The organism is Sphingopyxis granuli, from assembly GCF_001559015.1.
In the GTDB taxonomy this organism is placed as follows: domain Bacteria; phylum Pseudomonadota; class Alphaproteobacteria; order Sphingomonadales; family Sphingomonadaceae; genus Sphingopyxis; species Sphingopyxis granuli.
Genome location: NZ_CP012199.1, coordinates 1,726,119 through 1,742,594 on the forward strand (window position 1 = coordinate 1,726,119; position 16,476 = coordinate 1,742,594).

13 protein-coding genes and 2 pseudogenes are annotated in these 16,476 nt (G+C 60.0%); 10 read left to right on the top strand and 5 right to left on the bottom strand.

Going from position 1 to position 16,476, the window contains the following annotated elements; all coding sequences use genetic code 11:
• Positions 1–394 precede the first annotated feature (394 nt).
• From SGRAN_RS21605 to SGRAN_RS21610, 3 genes and pseudogenes are all read left to right on the top strand, one after another.
• Positions 395–1,004, top strand: a pseudogene (locus tag SGRAN_RS21605) (transposase); the annotation flags it as partial.
• Between the two features lie 60 nt (positions 1,005–1,064).
• Positions 1,065–2,205, top strand: a protein-coding gene (locus SGRAN_RS07970) for an IS3 family transposase (protein WP_089213974.1) whose coding sequence is annotated in 2 segments (ribosomal slippage) — positions 1,065–1,306 and positions 1,305–2,205 — 1,143 coding nt in all. Because the reading frame shifts where the segments join, the coding sequence is not laid out codon by codon here.
• 18 nt (positions 2,206–2,223) lie between these two features.
• Positions 2,224–2,478, top strand: a pseudogene (locus SGRAN_RS21610) (integrase core domain-containing protein); the annotation flags it as partial.
• A 214-nt stretch (positions 2,479–2,692) separates the two neighbouring features.
• Here SGRAN_RS21610 and SGRAN_RS07975 read toward each other — a convergent pair.
• The 5 genes from SGRAN_RS07975 to SGRAN_RS07995 all read right to left on the bottom strand — a co-directional run bounded on the left by SGRAN_RS07975 (position 2,693) and on the right by SGRAN_RS07995 (position 9,578).
• Positions 2,693–5,425, bottom strand: coding sequence for a TonB-dependent receptor (locus SGRAN_RS07975; RefSeq protein ID WP_067182380.1), 2,733 nt, complete (start codon positions 5,423–5,425; stop codon positions 2,693–2,695).
• Positions 5,426–5,591: 166 nt separating this feature from the next.
• Entirely contained in the window at positions 5,592–6,662 is a 1,071-nt protein-coding gene (locus SGRAN_RS07980) for an acyl-CoA dehydrogenase family protein (protein WP_067182382.1), read from the bottom strand.
• Positions 6,663–6,680: 18 nt separating this feature from the next.
• Positions 6,681–7,892, bottom strand: coding sequence for an acyl-CoA dehydrogenase family protein (locus SGRAN_RS07985; protein ID WP_067182385.1), 1,212 nt, complete (start codon positions 7,890–7,892; stop codon positions 6,681–6,683).
• Between the two features lie 68 nt (positions 7,893–7,960).
• Complete coding sequence (locus SGRAN_RS07990; RefSeq protein ID WP_006834191.1) at positions 7,961–8,287, bottom strand: 2Fe-2S iron-sulfur cluster-binding protein; 327 nt, start codon at positions 8,285–8,287, stop codon at positions 7,961–7,963.
• 28 nt (positions 8,288–8,315) lie between these two features.
• Positions 8,316–9,578 carry a cytochrome P450 gene (locus SGRAN_RS07995; RefSeq protein ID WP_006834190.1) on the bottom strand — a complete coding sequence of 421 codons (1,263 nt, stop codon included), beginning with the start codon at positions 9,576–9,578 and terminating at the stop codon, positions 8,316–8,318.
• Positions 9,579–9,779: 201 nt separating this feature from the next.
• Here SGRAN_RS07995 and SGRAN_RS08000 point away from each other — a divergent pair, with 201 nt between their 5' ends.
• From SGRAN_RS08000 to SGRAN_RS08030, 7 genes are read left to right on the top strand one after another with little or no spacing between them, the layout of a single operon-like run.
• A complete protein-coding gene (locus tag SGRAN_RS08000; protein ID WP_011415894.1) occupies positions 9,780–10,508 on the top strand; it encodes a FadR/GntR family transcriptional regulator in 729 nt (242 codons plus the stop codon).
• 50 nt (positions 10,509–10,558) lie between these two features.
• Positions 10,559–11,701, top strand: coding sequence for an NAD(P)H-dependent flavin oxidoreductase (locus SGRAN_RS08005; RefSeq protein WP_067182388.1), 1,143 nt, complete (start codon positions 10,559–10,561; stop codon positions 11,699–11,701).
• Between the two features lie 18 nt (positions 11,702–11,719).
• Positions 11,720–12,475: a ubiquinone biosynthesis protein COQ4 gene (locus tag SGRAN_RS08010; protein WP_237233938.1), complete on the top strand. Its 756-nt coding sequence runs from the start codon at positions 11,720–11,722 to the stop codon at positions 12,473–12,475.
• Positions 12,472–13,644 (top strand): thiolase C-terminal domain-containing protein, encoded by a 1,173-nt coding sequence (locus tag SGRAN_RS08015; protein ID WP_067182393.1) that lies wholly within the window; start codon positions 12,472–12,474, stop codon positions 13,642–13,644. Before SGRAN_RS08010 ends, SGRAN_RS08015 begins: the two co-directional genes overlap by 4 nt.
• Complete coding sequence (locus tag SGRAN_RS08020) at positions 13,641–14,117, top strand: Zn-ribbon domain-containing OB-fold protein (RefSeq protein WP_006834185.1); 477 nt, start codon at positions 13,641–13,643, stop codon at positions 14,115–14,117. The genes SGRAN_RS08015 and SGRAN_RS08020 overlap by 4 nt, the downstream gene beginning before the upstream one ends.
• A 6-nt stretch (positions 14,118–14,123) precedes the next feature.
• Positions 14,124–15,374 carry an acyl-CoA dehydrogenase family protein gene (locus SGRAN_RS08025; RefSeq protein WP_067182395.1) on the top strand — a complete coding sequence of 417 codons (1,251 nt, stop codon included), beginning with the start codon at positions 14,124–14,126 and terminating at the stop codon, positions 15,372–15,374.
• Positions 15,374–16,465, top strand: coding sequence for an acyl-CoA dehydrogenase family protein (locus SGRAN_RS08030; protein WP_067182397.1), 1,092 nt, complete (start codon positions 15,374–15,376; stop codon positions 16,463–16,465). Before SGRAN_RS08025 ends, SGRAN_RS08030 begins: the two co-directional genes overlap by 1 nt.
• Positions 16,466–16,476: the final 11 nt, after the last annotated feature.

Below are 16,476 nucleotides of genomic sequence, written 5' to 3' on the forward strand. Positions count from 1 at the left end.
GCGACACTAAATTTATGATAGGTGAAAATAGTTCCGTCCCTATTATCGCCTCTCGGGTGAGGGCGGAGGAGCCGCATCTCGACTCAGCTATTGCAGCAAGGAATGATGGACGTCTCATTAATCTCGATAGCGCCTCCAAGCTGAAATATACGGTCAAGGCAGGCTATGTCTTACGAGGGCTTGCCATTTCGCTGGCGTTTGAAACAACGATCTGAAGCTTCGCAGTAGTCCGCGCGAAATGAGGGGTGCCATCGTAAGGCAATGCAAACGTTGGACGAAACGCCTGCATTGAGTGAAGCTGTGAGGCTGTGGCCGAGTGTGATGTGGCCCCCTGATTTTCCTCCGATCTGGACGAGAGACCGGCCCTGTTGGAAGGACGGACGAGACGAAGTGACTGAGGTTCACCGAAAAGCAGATCATTGGCTTGCTTAAGGAGGCCGAAGCTGGAGCGAAGACCGCCTATTTGGCCCGTCGATATGGTATAGCGGAAGCGACGATCTACAACTGGAAGTCGAAGTATGGCGGGCTCGAGGTTTCGGAGGCTCGGCGGCTGAAGGAACTCGAAAGCGACAACGCGAGGTTGAAGCGTCTGCTGGCCGATGCAATGCTGGACAAAGCGGCGCTGAAGGATCTCCTGGCAAAAAATTCTGCCGCCGGGCGCGAAGCGCGAAGCTGTGGCTCATCTCCGGGACTGCCATGGGATGAGCGAGCGGCGGGCGTGCCGGGTCATCGATACCGATCGCAAGGGTGTGCGGTACCGTTCCACGCGGGACGTTGACGCTGAGCTTCGCGAAAAGCTGCGCGAACTGGCCAACCAGCGTCGCTGGTTCGGCTGCCGCCGCCTGCATTTCCTGCTGCGTCGGGAGGGGATCATGATCAACCGGAAGAAGACCCAGCGCCTATATCAGTAAGAGAGACTAGCAGTCAGGTGGCGACGCGGCCGCAAGCGGGCTATGCGAACCAGAGCGCCAGCACCGGTCCTGGCTCTGCCGAATCCGCGGTGGATGAGTAGCCCCTAGATTTCTGGACGCCTTCTATCCTAATTTTGAGGACAGGAGGCGACGATGGGGAAGCCCAACTTCAGTGATGAGTTCAAGCGCGATGCGGTGGCCCAGATCACCGAGCGTGGATATCCGGTAGCCGAGGTTTCGCAGCGGCTCGGTGTCAGCCAGCACTCGCTGTATGCGTGGAAGCGACAGCTGGGCAGGCAAGTGTCTAGCGATGCGAGCAAGGATGCCGAGATCCGCCAGTTGAAGCGCGAGTTGGCCCGGGTGACGGAGGAGCGCGACATCCTAAAAAAGCCACCGCGTACTTCGCCCGAGATGCAAAGTGAGGTACGCGTTCATTGCCGAGCATCGCGATCGTTTCGGCGTGCGGGCAATGTGCCGGTGCCTCGCTGTGCAGCCGAGTGGCTACTATGCTTGGCAGAAGAGCCCGCTGAGCCAGCGGGCCCGGGAAGATGCCCGGCAGACGGAGCTGCTGCGGCAAGCGTGGAACGACAGCGGCAAGGTCTATGGCTACCGCAAGCTGCACGATGACCTGCTTGATCACGGCGAGACCTGCTGCGCGAACCGCGTTGCCCGGTTGACCAGGCTGGCGGGCATCAAGGCACAGATCGGCTACAAGCGCAGGCCGGGCAGCCATGGTGGCAAGCCGTCCCTGGTGGTCGACAACACTCTGGATCGCCAGTTCGACGTGGCTGCGCCGGACCGGGTCTGGGTAACAGACATCACCTACATCCGCACCCTGGCAGGCTTTGCCTATCTGGCAGTGGTGATCGACCTGTACTCCCGCCGTGTGGTGGGTTGGTCGATCCAAAGCCGCCAGACCACCGATGTGGTGCTGCAGGCACTGCACATGGCGGTATGGCGGCGTAAACCGAAGCAACGGGTGCTGATCCACTCGGACCAAGGCTCGCAGTTCACCAGCATAGACTGGGCCGCCTTCATCCGGGCTCACAATCTTGAGCACTCGATGAGCCGACGGGGCAACTGCCACGATAATGCCGTGGCCGAGAGCTTCTTCTCCTCGCTCAAGCGTGAGCGCATCCGGCGCCGTACCTACAAAACTCGCGAGGAAGCCCGGCAGGACGTGTTCGATTACATCGAGATGTTCTACAACCCGGTGCGCAAACATGTCAGGAACGGGATGCTGTCACCCGTCGAGTTCGAACGGCAGCAGATTTTGAAAGCCGAAGGCGTCTAGAAAACTAGGGGCTACTCAAACGGCCGCATGCGCGACGAGCTGCTCAACGAAACGCTGTTCCTCAGCCTCGCGCATGCCACGTCGAGATCTCGGGTTGGGGTTGAAGATTACATTCGGGAGCGACCACACTCAGCCCTCGGCTACGCAAGCTCGGCGGCGTTCGCCGCCCGACTGAATAACCAATGGCCTGCCTCGCTACGCCCTACGGGCACCGCTACCCAGCCCATTGCTTCAGCCGCGCTCATGCGCAACAATGCCGCTACTAGGCCCTAATCCCAGCTGGGCGAAAGCTGGGGGTCACGTCAGTCCCTGCAAAGAGGGATTCATGCAGCGAACACCGCTGCCGGCCTCTCCCTATCACATCATCGACGATATTGAGCACACGGAACTTTTGTTCGGACGCCACCTAGTCGTGAGCAAATAAAAGTTCGAAAAAGAGGGCTCGACACAGCGAAGCGCCGAACCCTCTTGCAATTAGCGAGTAAGTTCAAAACTTGCCGCGCACGGTGATGCCGTAAGTCCGCGGTTCCGCAAGAAAAGCGGAGAACGTTTGTTGCGGAGCCACGAAAGGCGTGTTGAAGGCCACCTGCGTATACCCAACGTCAAACAAATTATTGACCCATCCCTCGATCGCGAAGCGATCCGCAATATTGGTTAGACCCACACGCCCGTTCACTACGACGAAGCTGTCCTGTTCCTTGCCGAAGATCAGGTCGGAACCGGTGTTGTAATCACCAGCCATACGAGCGTTCACGAAGACCAGGCCTTCGAGCCCACTGTCGCCGATTGGCGGCGTCCACGTAAGCGACGATGTTGCCACGATCTCTGGTGCATTCGACAGGTTGTCGCCTGGCAGCAAGCGTAGTGCGGGGTCGAGCGGTACCCCGGTATCGTCCCCGATAAGATTGTCTTCAAAGCTCGTATCAGAATAGGTGACGCCAAGGGTAATATCCAAATCACGAGCGGGCCGTAGATAGGTTTCGATCTCGACACCTTGAGCGATCACACCTGGTGCAACTTCATCGGAAGAGCATGCTCCGGTTGTCGCGCTTGCGTCCCTGTCGGCCCCGCCGAGATCGCTATCGCAACTATTGACCGTCTGCACGATGTAGAACGCCCCATTGAACGTGTTCAACTGGAAGTTACTGAACTCTTGCCGGAAGCCTGCAATGCTAACCCCGAACTCGCGTGTCGAGTATTTGAGGCCGATCTCATATGCATCGACTGTTTCTTCATCGAACTGCAGCGCGGCTGCCGAGATATTGGCCGGATCGAACGCAAGCGGATTTGACAGTGCAGACCTGTCGAGGTTGAAACCGCCCGCCTTGTAGCCGCGTGAATACGAACCGTAGACTAGCAGATCGGGAGTTGGCTTCCAGCTCAGGATAGCCGTGCCGGTAAACTCCTCTTCTTCGCGCGAGTCTTCGAGAGAAACTCCATCGAGCTCCGATGTCGAATTGCCTTGGCAGGAAAGGCTGATGATACCACCGGCCAGAGGTGCCAAAGTCGGAACACCCAGAAAGCCTCCGAGCAGATTGCGGTTTGTCGGACAAACCGTGTTGTCGTTGCGGAAAGTTGCGTCGAAGTCCTTGGTTTCGTTCGTATAACGAAGCCCCAGCGTCAAATCGAGCGTATCCGTGATCGCAAAGATATTATGCGTGAAGAACGCGAAGTTCTCACTCGTCTGATTGTAGACCTCGCTGACCGTTCCCAAATCGCTGATGCTTGCAAGGTTGTTGATACCTGCGAGGATCGCCGGGGTTGCAGCGCCGAATGCCGGGCTTCCGGTCAGCGTACCGTCCAATGCCGCCACGTTGGCACCCAGGCAATTGGAAGCCCCCGGATTGACCAAAGCCGGATTGATCGCGATCGCGATGCGGCACGCTACGAAATTGCCGTACTGGGTGCCGAACCGCAGATTATCACGCACCTGCAGTTCTTCATTGGCGTAATACGCGCCGATCAACCAATCCAGTTTGCCATCGAAGGCCTCACCGGTAAGGCGCAGTTCCTGAGTGAATGTTTCAAAGTCTCGAGCAAGAGCATTCTCGGTCGGAGCGCGGTAGAGAATATCGACAGTAGTGTAATCGGTGTCAGATCCCTGGCTGTTGGCATATTCACGGTAGCCCGTGATAGACGTCAACGTGACGTTCCCGAAATCCCAATTGATCTCAGCCGAAATACCGTAGTCTTCGGTTTCGCCTTCATAGCTTCTGCCTGGCGTAGGGTACAGGTCGCGGTTGAATGTGTCTTGGGTGAGGGCACGCGGATCCTGCCCAAGCGCAAGCAACACGGGAACGATCGGATTTGCGGTACTCGTCAGGGCGGCCCCATCCGATGGCCTCGTAAAGGGATCAAATCCAGCGCTGATCCGTGCAAGCGGAGCAAACTCGGGCTGGACGAACGTCGCGGCACAGCACGCTTCGTCCTTTTTGGAATAATCCCCGACAAGGCGAATGGACAGGTCGTCGTTAGGTTCGAACAGGAGCTGACCGCGGACCAGATAACGATCGCGATTGTTGATCGTCCCACGATTGGTAATATCGTTGTAGAAGCCGTCGCGCTCAAAATACACGCCGTCAACGCGCGCAGCTACTCTGTCGCCAAGCGGAGCGTTTATGCCGCCTTCGACGCGGATCGCATCATAGTTGCCATAAGTGAAGGCCCCGTATGCGCTGAAATCGAACTCGGGCGGTGCGGTATAGATATTGATCAGGCCTGCCGACGAGTTCCGCCCGCCCAAAGTACCTTGGGGACCGCGAAGTATCTCGACCCTGTCGATAGGGCCGAGCTCACTCAGGGCGCTTCCCGAACGAGAGCGATAGACTCCATCGACGAAAACCGCGACCGAACTTTCCAGACCAGGGTTGTCGCCGACCGTGCCGATACCGCGAATACGCGCGGAACCGTTAGCTTCGTTGCCGGTGGAAGACACCAGCAGGGACGGTGCAACCTGGTTCAGCTCACGTATGTCGCTGGCGCCCGAATTCTGGAGGGTTTCTCCGGAAACAGCTGACACGGCGACTGGAACATCCGCCAAGACCTGCGATCGCCCTTGCGCGGTAACAATGATTACGTTTTGGTCTTCGACATCGGCCCCTTCAACCAGATCCGCATCGGGTTCGCCAACATCCTGGGCGAAGGCGGCTGTCGGTGTGAAGGCAAGTGCCGCTGCCAATGCACCAAGGGCGCAATGGTGGCGTGATGGAAATCTTTTCATGTGCCTCTCCTCTAAGAATGTGCCCCATCCTAGGCACTAGTCGATGTTAGAAACGATGCCGATAAGCGCGTTTAATTTCAAGACTTGGTAGATGAATTGACGGATTATTTCACATTGTCGACAAGCATGTGGCAAAAATGCCATGCAGGTTACTACATGCAGGTTTCTAGTAGCCAGAAAGCTTGGAAAAACGGTCCTTTAACCAGCTCGACGAACCGAAGCTCGCTTCGAGCACGCGGGCGCGCTTGAGGTAGAAGCCGACGTCGTATTCGTCGGTCATGCCGATGCCGCCGTGGAGCTGGATGCCTTCGTTCGCCATCTTGTGCATCACGCGGTTGGCCTCCGCCTTGGCAATGGTCGCCGCACGCGCGACGCCGAAGCCGCCGTCGACGGCCTGGAGGCCCGCCTCGACCGCCGAACGCATCTGCGCGAGGTCGGCAAAGAGGTCCGCCATGCGGTGCTGCAGCGCCTGGAAGCTCGCCAGCACCTGGTTGAACTGCACGCGCTGCTTCAGATAGTCGAGCGTGTCGTCGAACACTTGCTGCGCCATGCCGAGCATTTCGGCCGCCGTGAGCACGCGCGCGCGGTCGAGCACGTCATCGAGCAGGCTGTCACCGCCATTGGCGAGCCTCTCCGCCGCCGCGCCGTCGAAGGTGACGTCGGCATGGCTGCGCTGGTCGGTCAGCTTGCGGGTGGTGAGCGCGACGCCGTCGCCTTTCTCGACCAGGTAGAGCCCGTCCTTGGCCGCAACGACGAACAGGTCCGCGCCATGCGCTTCATGGACGAAGGCCTTGGTGCCGCTCAGCTTGCCGTCGGACACACTGGTCTCGATCTTCGCAGGATCGTGGCTCGGCCCTTCGTCGATGGCGAGGGTGGCGATGGCCTCGCCGCTCGCCAGCCTGGGCAGCCACTTTGCCTTCTGCTCGTCGCTGCCGCCCAGAACGATCGCGCTCGCCGCGACGGTGTTCATCACCAGCGGGCTCGCGGTGAGCGTCTTGCCGAGCTCCTCGACGACGAGGCCCGCGGACAGGAAGCCGAAGTCCGAACCGCCGTGCTCTTCGGGGATGATGACCCCGGCCCAGCCCATCTGCGCCATCGTCGCATAGGCGTCGCGGTTGAAGGCTTCGGGCTCGCCGCTGGCGCGGACCTTGCGGAATTCGGTGACCGGGCTTTCGTTGACGGTCCATTCGCGCGCCATGTCGCGCAGCATTTCCTGTTCTTCGTTGAGAACGGCCATTGTCCTTGCTCCCCTCTCTTACTGGTGGTCGAGCATGCCGAGCACGCGCTTGGCGATGATGTTGTTCTGGATTTCGGTCGAGCCGCCGTAGATCGTGGTCGCCTTGCCGAAGAGCCACGCCCGCACGGCCTCGAGCTCCCCGTCCGAAAAGCCGTCGCCTTCCCAGCCGAGGCCCTGCAGGCCGCGGATTTCGATCAGCAATTCGCTGCGTTCCTGGCTCAGCTTGGTGCCGAGCTTCTTGAGCACCGAGCTGATTTCGGAGACGCCGCCAGCCGCCTTGCTTTCCTCCATCGCGCGGCGCGCAGTGAGCAGGAAGCTGTTCCAGCGGATCTCGAAATCGGCGATCTTGTCGCGCAGCACCGCATCGGCGAGTTCGCCGTCGGCGCCCGTCGGCTGGTACTTCTTGGCGATATCGCCAAGGCTCTGGCCCATCAGACGGGCGAGGCTGCCGCCGCCCGAGATGTTGGTGCGCTCGTGCTGCAGCAGGCGCTTGCCGATGGTCCAGCCCTGGCCTTCCTCGCCGACGAGGTTTTCCTTGGGCACCTTCACGTCGGTGAAAAAGGTTTCGCAGAACGGGCTGGTCCCGCTGATCATGGTGATCGGGCGAACCTCGACACCGGGCGTGTCCATGTCGATCAGCATGAAGCTGATGCCCCTGTGCTTGTCGCTCTTGTCGGTTCGCACAATTGCAAAGCACTTGTCGGCCCATTGGCCGCCGCTGGTCCAGGTCTTCTGGCCGTTGACGAGGTAGTGGTCCCCCTTGTCCTCGGCAAAGGTCTGGAGGTTGGCGAGGTCGGAACCGGCATTGGGTTCCGAATAGCCCTGGCACCAGCGGATTTCGCCGCGGCAGATCGGCGGAATATGCTCCTGCTTCTGTGCCTCGTTGCCGTATTCGAGCAGCGTCGGGCCGAACATCATGACGCCCATGCCGCCGATCGGGTTGTAGGCACCCGCCTTGGCGAATTCTTGGTCGATGATCTTCGCCTGCGCCTTGGTGAGGCCGCCGCCGCCGTATTCCTTCGGCCAGGTGGGGGTGCCCCAGCCGCGCGCGCCCACGGCTTCGCGCCACTTGGTCTGCGTCGGCGTTTCGTTGGTGGGGCCGTCCACGCCGGCTAGTGCGTTGGACTGGCCCTTGAGTTCGGCGGGAAAATTGTCCGCCAGAAACTGCTGCACTTCCGCGCGGAAGGCGTTTTCGTCGGTCTGGGTTGCGGGCTCAATTTGTGTGGCCATGGGCGTTTTCTCAAAGAATCGAGGAAAGACAGATAAGAATGTAGGCTACGGGGACGAAAATCCCTCCGTCAGTATTGTTGTTCGGGTAGGTGAAGAACCAATCCATCCAGCATCGGCTTCATCGGAATCTGGCAGGCAAGGCGACTGTATTCAGTGGTGCCTTCGGCGAACTGCAAGAGGTCGGCCTCCATTCCATCATGCATAAGCCGACCCACCTTGTCGATCCATTCGGGATCGACATGCACATGACAGGTCGCGCAAGCACATACCCCTCCGCAATCGCCATCGATACCCGGCACGTCATTGTATAGCGCCGCTTCCCTGGCTGTCTCGCCTTCTTCTATTTCGACCTCCCGTCGCTCACCATCGCTAGCCACGAACGTAATTTTGATCATCTTGAACTCCGCATTTCGATCTCGAGAGTCAGCGGGCGCGGAGCCGCACCGGCAGCCTGGTGATTCCGCGGACGAGGTTTGAAAAAAGACGCTCTGGTTCACCTGTAACCTCGACCCGGGAAAAGCGCTTGTGAATTTCTTCCCAGATGATCCGCAGCTGCAGTTCCGCGAGCCGGTTTCCCATGCAGCGGTGAATGCCATAGCCGAATGAGAGGTGATGGCGCGGATTTTTGCGGTCGATGATGAACTGGTCCGCGCGCTCGATAGCACTCTCGTCGCGGTTGCCTGACAGGTACCACATCACCACCTTGTCGCCCTTCTTGATCTGTTTGCCGCCGATCTCCCAATCTTCCAGCGCGGTGCGGCGCATATGAGTGAGGGGGGTCTGCCAACGGATGATTTCCGGAACCATTTTGCTAATGAGCGAAGGATCCGCGTCGAGTTTCGCGTACTCGTCCGGGCTTTGGTTCAAGGCGAGCACGCCGCCGCTGATGGAATTGCGTGTTGTGTCGTTTCCACCGACGATCAGCAGCATAAGATTGCCGAGAAACTCGAGGAACGGCATGTCGCGCGTGGCGGGAGAATGAGCCATCATCGAGATGAGGTCGTTCTTCGGCTCCTCGTTTATCCGTTCGTCCCACAGAGTCTTGAAATACATCGCGCAACCGATGAGTTCTTCGCGCCGCGCCTCGTAGGATTCGACGATCCCGGTTTCAGGTGCCGCAGTTGCTACATCGGACCAGCGCGTCAGCTTGCGCCGCTCCTCCCAAGGGAAATCAAACAAGGTTGCCAGCGTCATCGTCGTCAACTCGATCGCAACCTTATCCACCCAGTCGAAATCTTCGCCAATCGGGAGTTCATCGAGAATCTCTCCCGCGCGCTTGCGGATGATCGGCTCGAGCAGTTGCAGGTTGGACGGAGCCACTGCCGGAGTCACCGCCTTGCGCTGCTGATCGTGCTTGGGCGGGTCCATCGCTATGAACATTTCAAGTTCGAGCGCGCCTTCCACCGAATGCATGTCCTGGATTGCAATTCCGCCTAGCTTCGCTTCCGAAGAGAAGACCTTATGATTGGTGTCCACCGCCATGATGTCGTCGAACTTGGTAATGGACCAGTAAGGGCCGACATAGCTCTCGCGGCAGTAGTGCACAGGTTCTTCGGCGCGCAACCTGTCAAAAAATAGACCGATGGTATCGTTCTGAAACAGGCTTGGCCGGGCCACGTCGATTTCCTCGATCGGAATTGACGCGATCCTCGCCGCGGCATCCGGCTCGGCGATCTGGCTGTCCATAAGAACTATTCCTTCTACATCTCAGGCCTGATCGGCCTTCAGTCCTCCATAAGCGAGAAATCTCGTGCAGTCAATAAATCGTATACTCTTTTAGTCCCTTGCAGACACCAATCCCATCGGATAGTGTGCCGATCCAGCGAAGGTTGGCTAATATCCTTATACTGTTTATTCGAGAGGTGCGGGTGTGCTGATGAGTGGCGGATGCCAGCGGTGAAGAAGGCCAAGCGTGCCCTTTCTCTTGCGCAAAGCATCGTGCGGGACATCGAGGCGGGTCGCCATAACCCGGGTGACAGGCTTCCGCGCGAGGATGAAATGCTCGCGCGTTACGAGGTTGCGCGCGCAACTTTGCGGGAGGCTTTGCGGTTCCTGGAATTGCAAGGGGTCATCCATCTCCAGCTCGGCCGTGGTGGAGGTCCCGTCGTAGCCCGTCCGCAGACCGGCGATTTTGCAAGCAGTTTGTCATTGATTCTGCATTTCATGGAAGCCGATTTGCGTGGTTTGCTTGAATTGCGCGAAGCAATTGCTCCCGATGTCGCAGGGTATGCAGCCCAGCGTGCAACTACCGCTGATCTCAGCGCGTTGGCAGGGTGTCTGGCGGAATTGAGGCATCATGAAGCCTCTGATCAATTCGAGGAACTTAATCGCAGATTTCACGACTTGTTGGGTTGGGCGAGCGGCAATCCGCTGTTCGGTTTGCTGACCTCTGCGATGCATCTGTTGACCCGCGAGTTTTCCCATTCGCTGGGATATTCGGCACAGGAACGGGCGGTGCAGATGAAGTTTCTGGTGCGGGTGCTCGAGGCAGTGCGGACTGGCGACAGCGCCGCGGCCCGTCAAGCAATGAGCCGGTTGGTGGCCGGCTCTGCCGTCTATCTTTCGGAGCGCAGTCCCGAGCTGGTCTCGCAGCGGGTGCGATGGGGGCAGCTGTAGAATTTTCAATAGTTTGAGTGTGCGTTTAGGCAAGTGGCTGGAGAGGAAGAATGGCGTTGAAGAGCCGAATATGCGAAATGCTGGGGATCCGGTACCCGATCCTGCTTGCCGGGATGGGCGGAGCGAGCGTTCCGGCGCTGGCGGCTGCGGTTTCGAATGCCGGCGGGCTCGGGGTCCTGGGTGCCGCGGCGTGTTCGCCCGATCAGTTGCGTGACTGGATTCGCCAGACCCGGGAATTGACCGACAAACCTTTCGGTGTCGATACGCTGCTCCCCGCGTCGGTCAGGCGCGGCTCTGCCCCTCAAAGCGGTGCTGCACCCCAAAATCCCATGGATCTGATGGGTGAATATCAGCAGTTCGCGCGCGACTTCATGGATCGTGAAGAGCTTCCGGAGGTCGATGCTGCCGCCGCCATGCGGGCGGCGGGCGCGCCTGAAATGGGCAAGGGCGGCCCGCAGTTGTTCTCGAAGGAATTCTTTGAGGCGCAGATGGAAGTGGTGATCGAGGAAAAGGTGCCGGTTTATGCTGCCGGCCTTGGCAATCCTGAACCGTGGATGGATCGGCTCCATGCCAATGGCACCAAGGTCATGGCGGTGATCGGCAAGGTCAAGCACGCCGAACAGGTCGTCGGGTCGGGCATCGACATGATCGTCGCGCAAGGGCACGATGGCGGAGGTCACAACTCGCCGATCGGGACTATTTCCTTGATTCCCCAGGTGGTCGACGCCGTTGGCGATCGTGTTCCTGTCCTTGGGGCCGGCGGTATCTCGGATGGCCGGGGTGTTGCCGCTGCGATGATGCTGGGGGCAGAGGGCGCGTGGGTCGGCACGGCATTTCTCGCGACCGAGGAAGCGGGCATCGAGCGCTTCCAGAAAGAGGCGATCACCGAAAGCGGCGATGCCGATACGGTCGTTAGTCGATCGCTTACCGGCAAACCGGCGCGCATGATCCGTAACAAATGGGCCGACGCCTGGGTGCAGGCCGGAAAGGAACCTCTGCCGATGCCCTATCAGTCGATGATCTCCGGCCCGGTCATGGCCTCCGGGATCAAGGCAGAGCGCAAGGATGTCATCCCCGGCTTCGCGGGGCAAGGCATCGGCCTGATCGATTCGATCCGACCTGCCGCCGAAGTGATGCGCGACCTGGTCGATGGAGCCGAGAAGGCGTTGGCGTCCGCCGGTACCTACAAGTGAAGCGCAGGAGGCAAGAAGATGGCTTACGCCAAAGGTCATGAATTGCGCCGCCCCGTAGAGCCGCTGAAGGCGCTGGGGGCGATGAGGCAGCTGATTGCAGACAAGGAGGATACGGCGCAGGTGTTCCGTATCGTCAAGGCATTGTCGGGCAATTCCTATTATCGGAATTTCAATCTCTTCATGAAGTCGAGCGATGGGCGGCGCATCGCTTCCGACCGGGCCGACCTGCTTGAAACCTTGTGCGATCGCAAACGCCTTGCGACCTGTGCGTCTGGCACGCTTGGCCGAGCCTACCTCGATTTTGTTTACGGGGAGGGTCTGACAGCAGAAGGTCTGGCGGAAGCCAGCGAGGCCGGAGGTCTGGAGGACTTCGGCGACCCCGATGTTTCCCTCTATCGTCGGCGCCTTCGCGATTCGCATGACCTGTTTCACGTCGTCACCGGATACGGCAGGGACGCACTGGGCGAATTGTGCGTGCTGTCCTTCGGAAACGCGCAATTCTATAATCACGGGATCGCTTTCATCGTGGGCGTCGGCATTCCCAAGATGAAACTGGAAGCTGCCAAGTTGCCAGTGGCGCGCGCTGCATTTGAAGCGTGGCGCCGGGGCCGGGCTGCAGCCGATCTGACCACCTTCTACTGGGAAGAAAATCTCGATCGTCCGTTGGAGGATGCCCGCCGCGAGTTGCGACTGCGTCCGCCGGAGACCTATCAGAGGGTGCGCGCTCTTTCCGAACAGCTCGAACGCGATTACCAGGCGGTCAGGCAGGCATGAGCTTAAGCGACAAATCGGCCATCACCGGAGTGGGCGAAACCGCTTTCGTGAAAGGCACCGAGAAAACCGCGGTCGACATGATGCTGGAAGCATCGCGCAAAGCCATAGCAGATGCAGGGCTGAAGCCGTCGGATATCGACGGCATGGTTCCTCCGCCGATCTACACCACCTCGGAAGAGATGGCGGCTAACCTCGGTATCGAAGTTCTGCGCTATGCCTCTACGGTCCACATGGGCGGGGCGAGCCCTACCACGGCACTCCAGAACGCCGCGATGGCAATTGCCAGCGGCTTATGCGACCATGTGCTGGTGACGCTCGGGTGGAACGGTTATTCCGCCTTGCGGCCCAAGCCTGGCGCACCGCCGACGCGGCCGATGAACATGAACACCCTGACGAATACGATCCAAGGCTATTACATTCCGTATGGCGTGTTCCTGCCGGTGCAGATGTATGCCTGGCTCGCCACCCGGCACTCCCGAATTTACGATATCGGCCCGGAAGCGATGGCGGCCGTTGCACTGGCGTGCCGTCGCCATGCGCAGATGAATCCGCAGGCCTTCACTCATGGCCGGGAACTGGATGCCGAAACCTACCATTCCGCGCGCTGGATATCCGAACCCTTTCGCCTCTACGATTGCTGTCTGGAGACTGACGGGGCATGCGCAGTCGTGGTTTCGCGAATGGACCGCGCCAGGGACATGCCGCATGTTCCCGTGAGCATCGCCGGTGCGGCTGAAGGGCATCCTTACCCCGCCGACGATATCCCTTCGCGTCCCGACCCCTTCAAGATCGGCCTGAGCTACGCCGCGCCGCGCGCGTTCGAAATGGCGGGGGTCGATCGCGAAGACATGGATTTTCTGCAGATCTACGACTGCTTCACCTACGTGGTTCTCCTGCAGCTGGAGGCCCTGGGCTATTGCGAACCAGGTGGACAGGCAGAGTTCGTCGCGAATGGCCAGATCGAGCTGGGCGGGCGCTATCCCGTCAACACCCATGGCGGCCTGCTGAGCGAGGCCCATATTTGGGGACTGAACCATGTCGTCGAGGCGGTGCGTCAGTTGCGCCACGATTGTGGGGAGCGGCAGGTCGAAGGCGCCCAGACCGGCCTGGTGACCGGCTGGGGCGATCTGGGTGACGGCAGTATAGCGATTTTGAGGAGGTTTGCGTGAGCGACGAGAAAGATCTGCCGCCCAAGATGCGCCCCTCGGCGCAGGCCGCACCAGCCAAGCCAAAGCCGCGCCCGCAGGATCCGGTGGAGCAGGAATTCTGGAACCGGTGTCAGGACGGCAACCTTTACTTCCAGCAGTGCGAAGGATGCGGCAGTTTTCGGCATTTGCCGCGCTATATGTGCGCCCGATGCGGTTCTCCTGAATGGTCGTGGGAGCGTAGCACCGGCAATGGCACGCTGTTTTCCTGGACGGTGACCCATCAGGCACTGCATCCCGCCTTCGCCGGCGAGATTCCCTTCATCGCTGCGGTGGTGGAACTGGAGGAGGGAGTGCGCATGGCAACCCGGCTGGTCGATTGCGCGCTCGACGAGCTTGAGCTCGATCTGCCGGTCACGCTGGATTTCGAGCCGATCTCCGAAGATTTTCGCCTGCCAGTATTCCGACCCGTCGCGATCGCGCGCGCAGAAGGATAGACCAAGATGGATCTCGACTACGGACCCCAGTATGACGCGTTTCGCGAGGAAGTGCGCCAGTTCCTGCAAACCCACGGTCACCGCGCACCCGATGGCCAAGGCCGTGCCGCGCGCCCTTCCCCCGAAGCCGTCGAATGGCAAAAGCTGTTGATCCTGCATGGTTACACGGCGCGTACGATTCCCAAGGAATACGGCGGATACGGAGCCGAGCCGGACATCCTGAAATCGCGGATCATTGCCGAGGAATTTTCGCGCGCTGGCATCCCCGCAGGCCTTGCGAACCAGGGCATTTCCATGCTCGTTCCCACGCTGCTGGAACTCGGAACCGAAGCCCAGAAACAGCAATGGATCGAGCCGACCCTTAATGGCGAGATAATCTGGTGTCAGGGATATTCGGAACCTGGAGCGGGATCGGACCTCGCCGCGCTCAAGACCAGCGCCCGCGTCGAAAATGGCGACTTTGTCATCAACGGACAGAAGATCTGGACCAGCACGGCCAAGCAGGCGGACATGATCTTTTGCCTTGTTCGGACCGAACCGGACGCGCCCAAGCACGGCGGCATCTCCTACTTGATCTTCTCGATGGACACACCAGGGATCGAGGTCCGACCACTCAAGACCATGACCGGTCACGCCGAGTTCAATGAAACGTTCTTTACCGACGTGCGGGTTCCCCTGGACCAGATCGTCGGGCAGCGCGGGCAGGGGTGGTACGTGGCCAATGCCACACTGGGCCATGAACGTGGCATGCTGGGCGACCCCGATGCACTGGAAAACCGGCTCCAGGCGCTGGTCAGGCTGATGCAAAAAGAACGCATCGGCCAGGGTTGCGCAATGGACAACGCCGTTCTGCGTGACCGGCTGGTTGCATTGCAAGCCGAAGTCGCGGCGATGAAATTCAACGGCATGCGCATCCTGTCGAACAGCCTTAGGGGGGATGCCGGCGGCATGGCGAAACTTGTCGTGAAGCTGCAGAGCTGTGAGCTCGCCCATCAGATTTCCGCGCTCGCGATCGACGCAATGGGCGAGATGGGCATACTCTATCACGGAAGCGAGCGCGAGCGCGAAGACGGTGCCTGGCAGTGGAACTACATGTTCCAGCTTGGTCTGATCATCGGTGGAGGCACCGCCCAGATCCAGAAGAACATCATCGCCGAACGCGGGCTGGAAATGCCGCGCGAACCCAAGTTCGCAACGCCTCCCGCGGCCGAACAGGCGACGGCCGTTGCAAGCGGGCAGAATAAGGGAGCCGCCTGATGGATTTCGGACTTTCGCAAGACCAGGAGATGCTCTGCGACGCGATCAGCCGCACTCTTGCTGATACTTGTCCGCTCGATCATGTGCGCGAATGCGCGGAGGGCTCGGTTCCCTTCAGCGACAACGTGCGTTCGGCGCTGGGCGAAATCGGCATTTGGGGAATGATGGTTCCCGAGCAACATGACGGGCTCGGGATGACAATGCTCGATGCCGCCGCTGTGGCCGAGCAGCTCGGCTATGCCGTCGCGCCGGTGCCTTTTATCGGTGCCCATGTACTGGCACCCCTTGCGCTGGCACAGGGCGGTAGCGAGGAGTTGAAGGCGCACTGGCTGCCGAGGATAGCGAAGGGCGAGGCGCAAATCGCCGTCGCGATCGCGGAAACGGTGGAGATCCGGGACCGGGCAGGCGTGGACTTCGACGGCGCAAAGCTCGACGGAACGGCTTTGTTCGCGCTCGACTTCCTGGAAGCCGACGCGTTTCTGGTAGCCGATACCGCCGGTCGTATGCACTTCGTAGCTGGCGATGCTGCGGGTCTGGAGAAGGTTGCTCTCAAAACGATCGACCGGACCCGGAGCGTAGGGGAGCTGCGGTTTTCTGGCGTAGCGGGCGAGGCTCTCGCGGACGATGGTGGGGCCACAGTCAGGCGCCTGCGGGACGCCGGCCGGGTGCTCCTAGCCGCCGATAGCCTCGGTGCGGGCCAGGCTATGATCGAAAAAGCGGTCGACTATGCCGGGCAGCGCGAACAGTTCGGACGAGTGATCGGCAGCTTCCAGGCGGTCAAGCATATGTGCGCGGAAATGGCTGCCCGCCATGAACCATGCCGTTCGCTGGTCTGGTATGCCGCCCATGCGTTCGATGCGACGCCCGACGAGGCTTCGCTGGTGGCATGCCATGCCAAATCACATACGGGCGAAGTCCACCGTTTTGTCGCCCGAACCTCAACCGAGGTGCATGGGGGGATGGGTTTTACCGATCTCCTAGGTCTGCATTTCTGGTTCAAGCGAATCGGTTTCGACCGCCAGGTTCTGGGAGGTCCCGAAGCGGTCCGGGCCGAAGCAGCGGCCTTGCAGGGGTGGACGCAGGTCGCATGAGACGATGAATT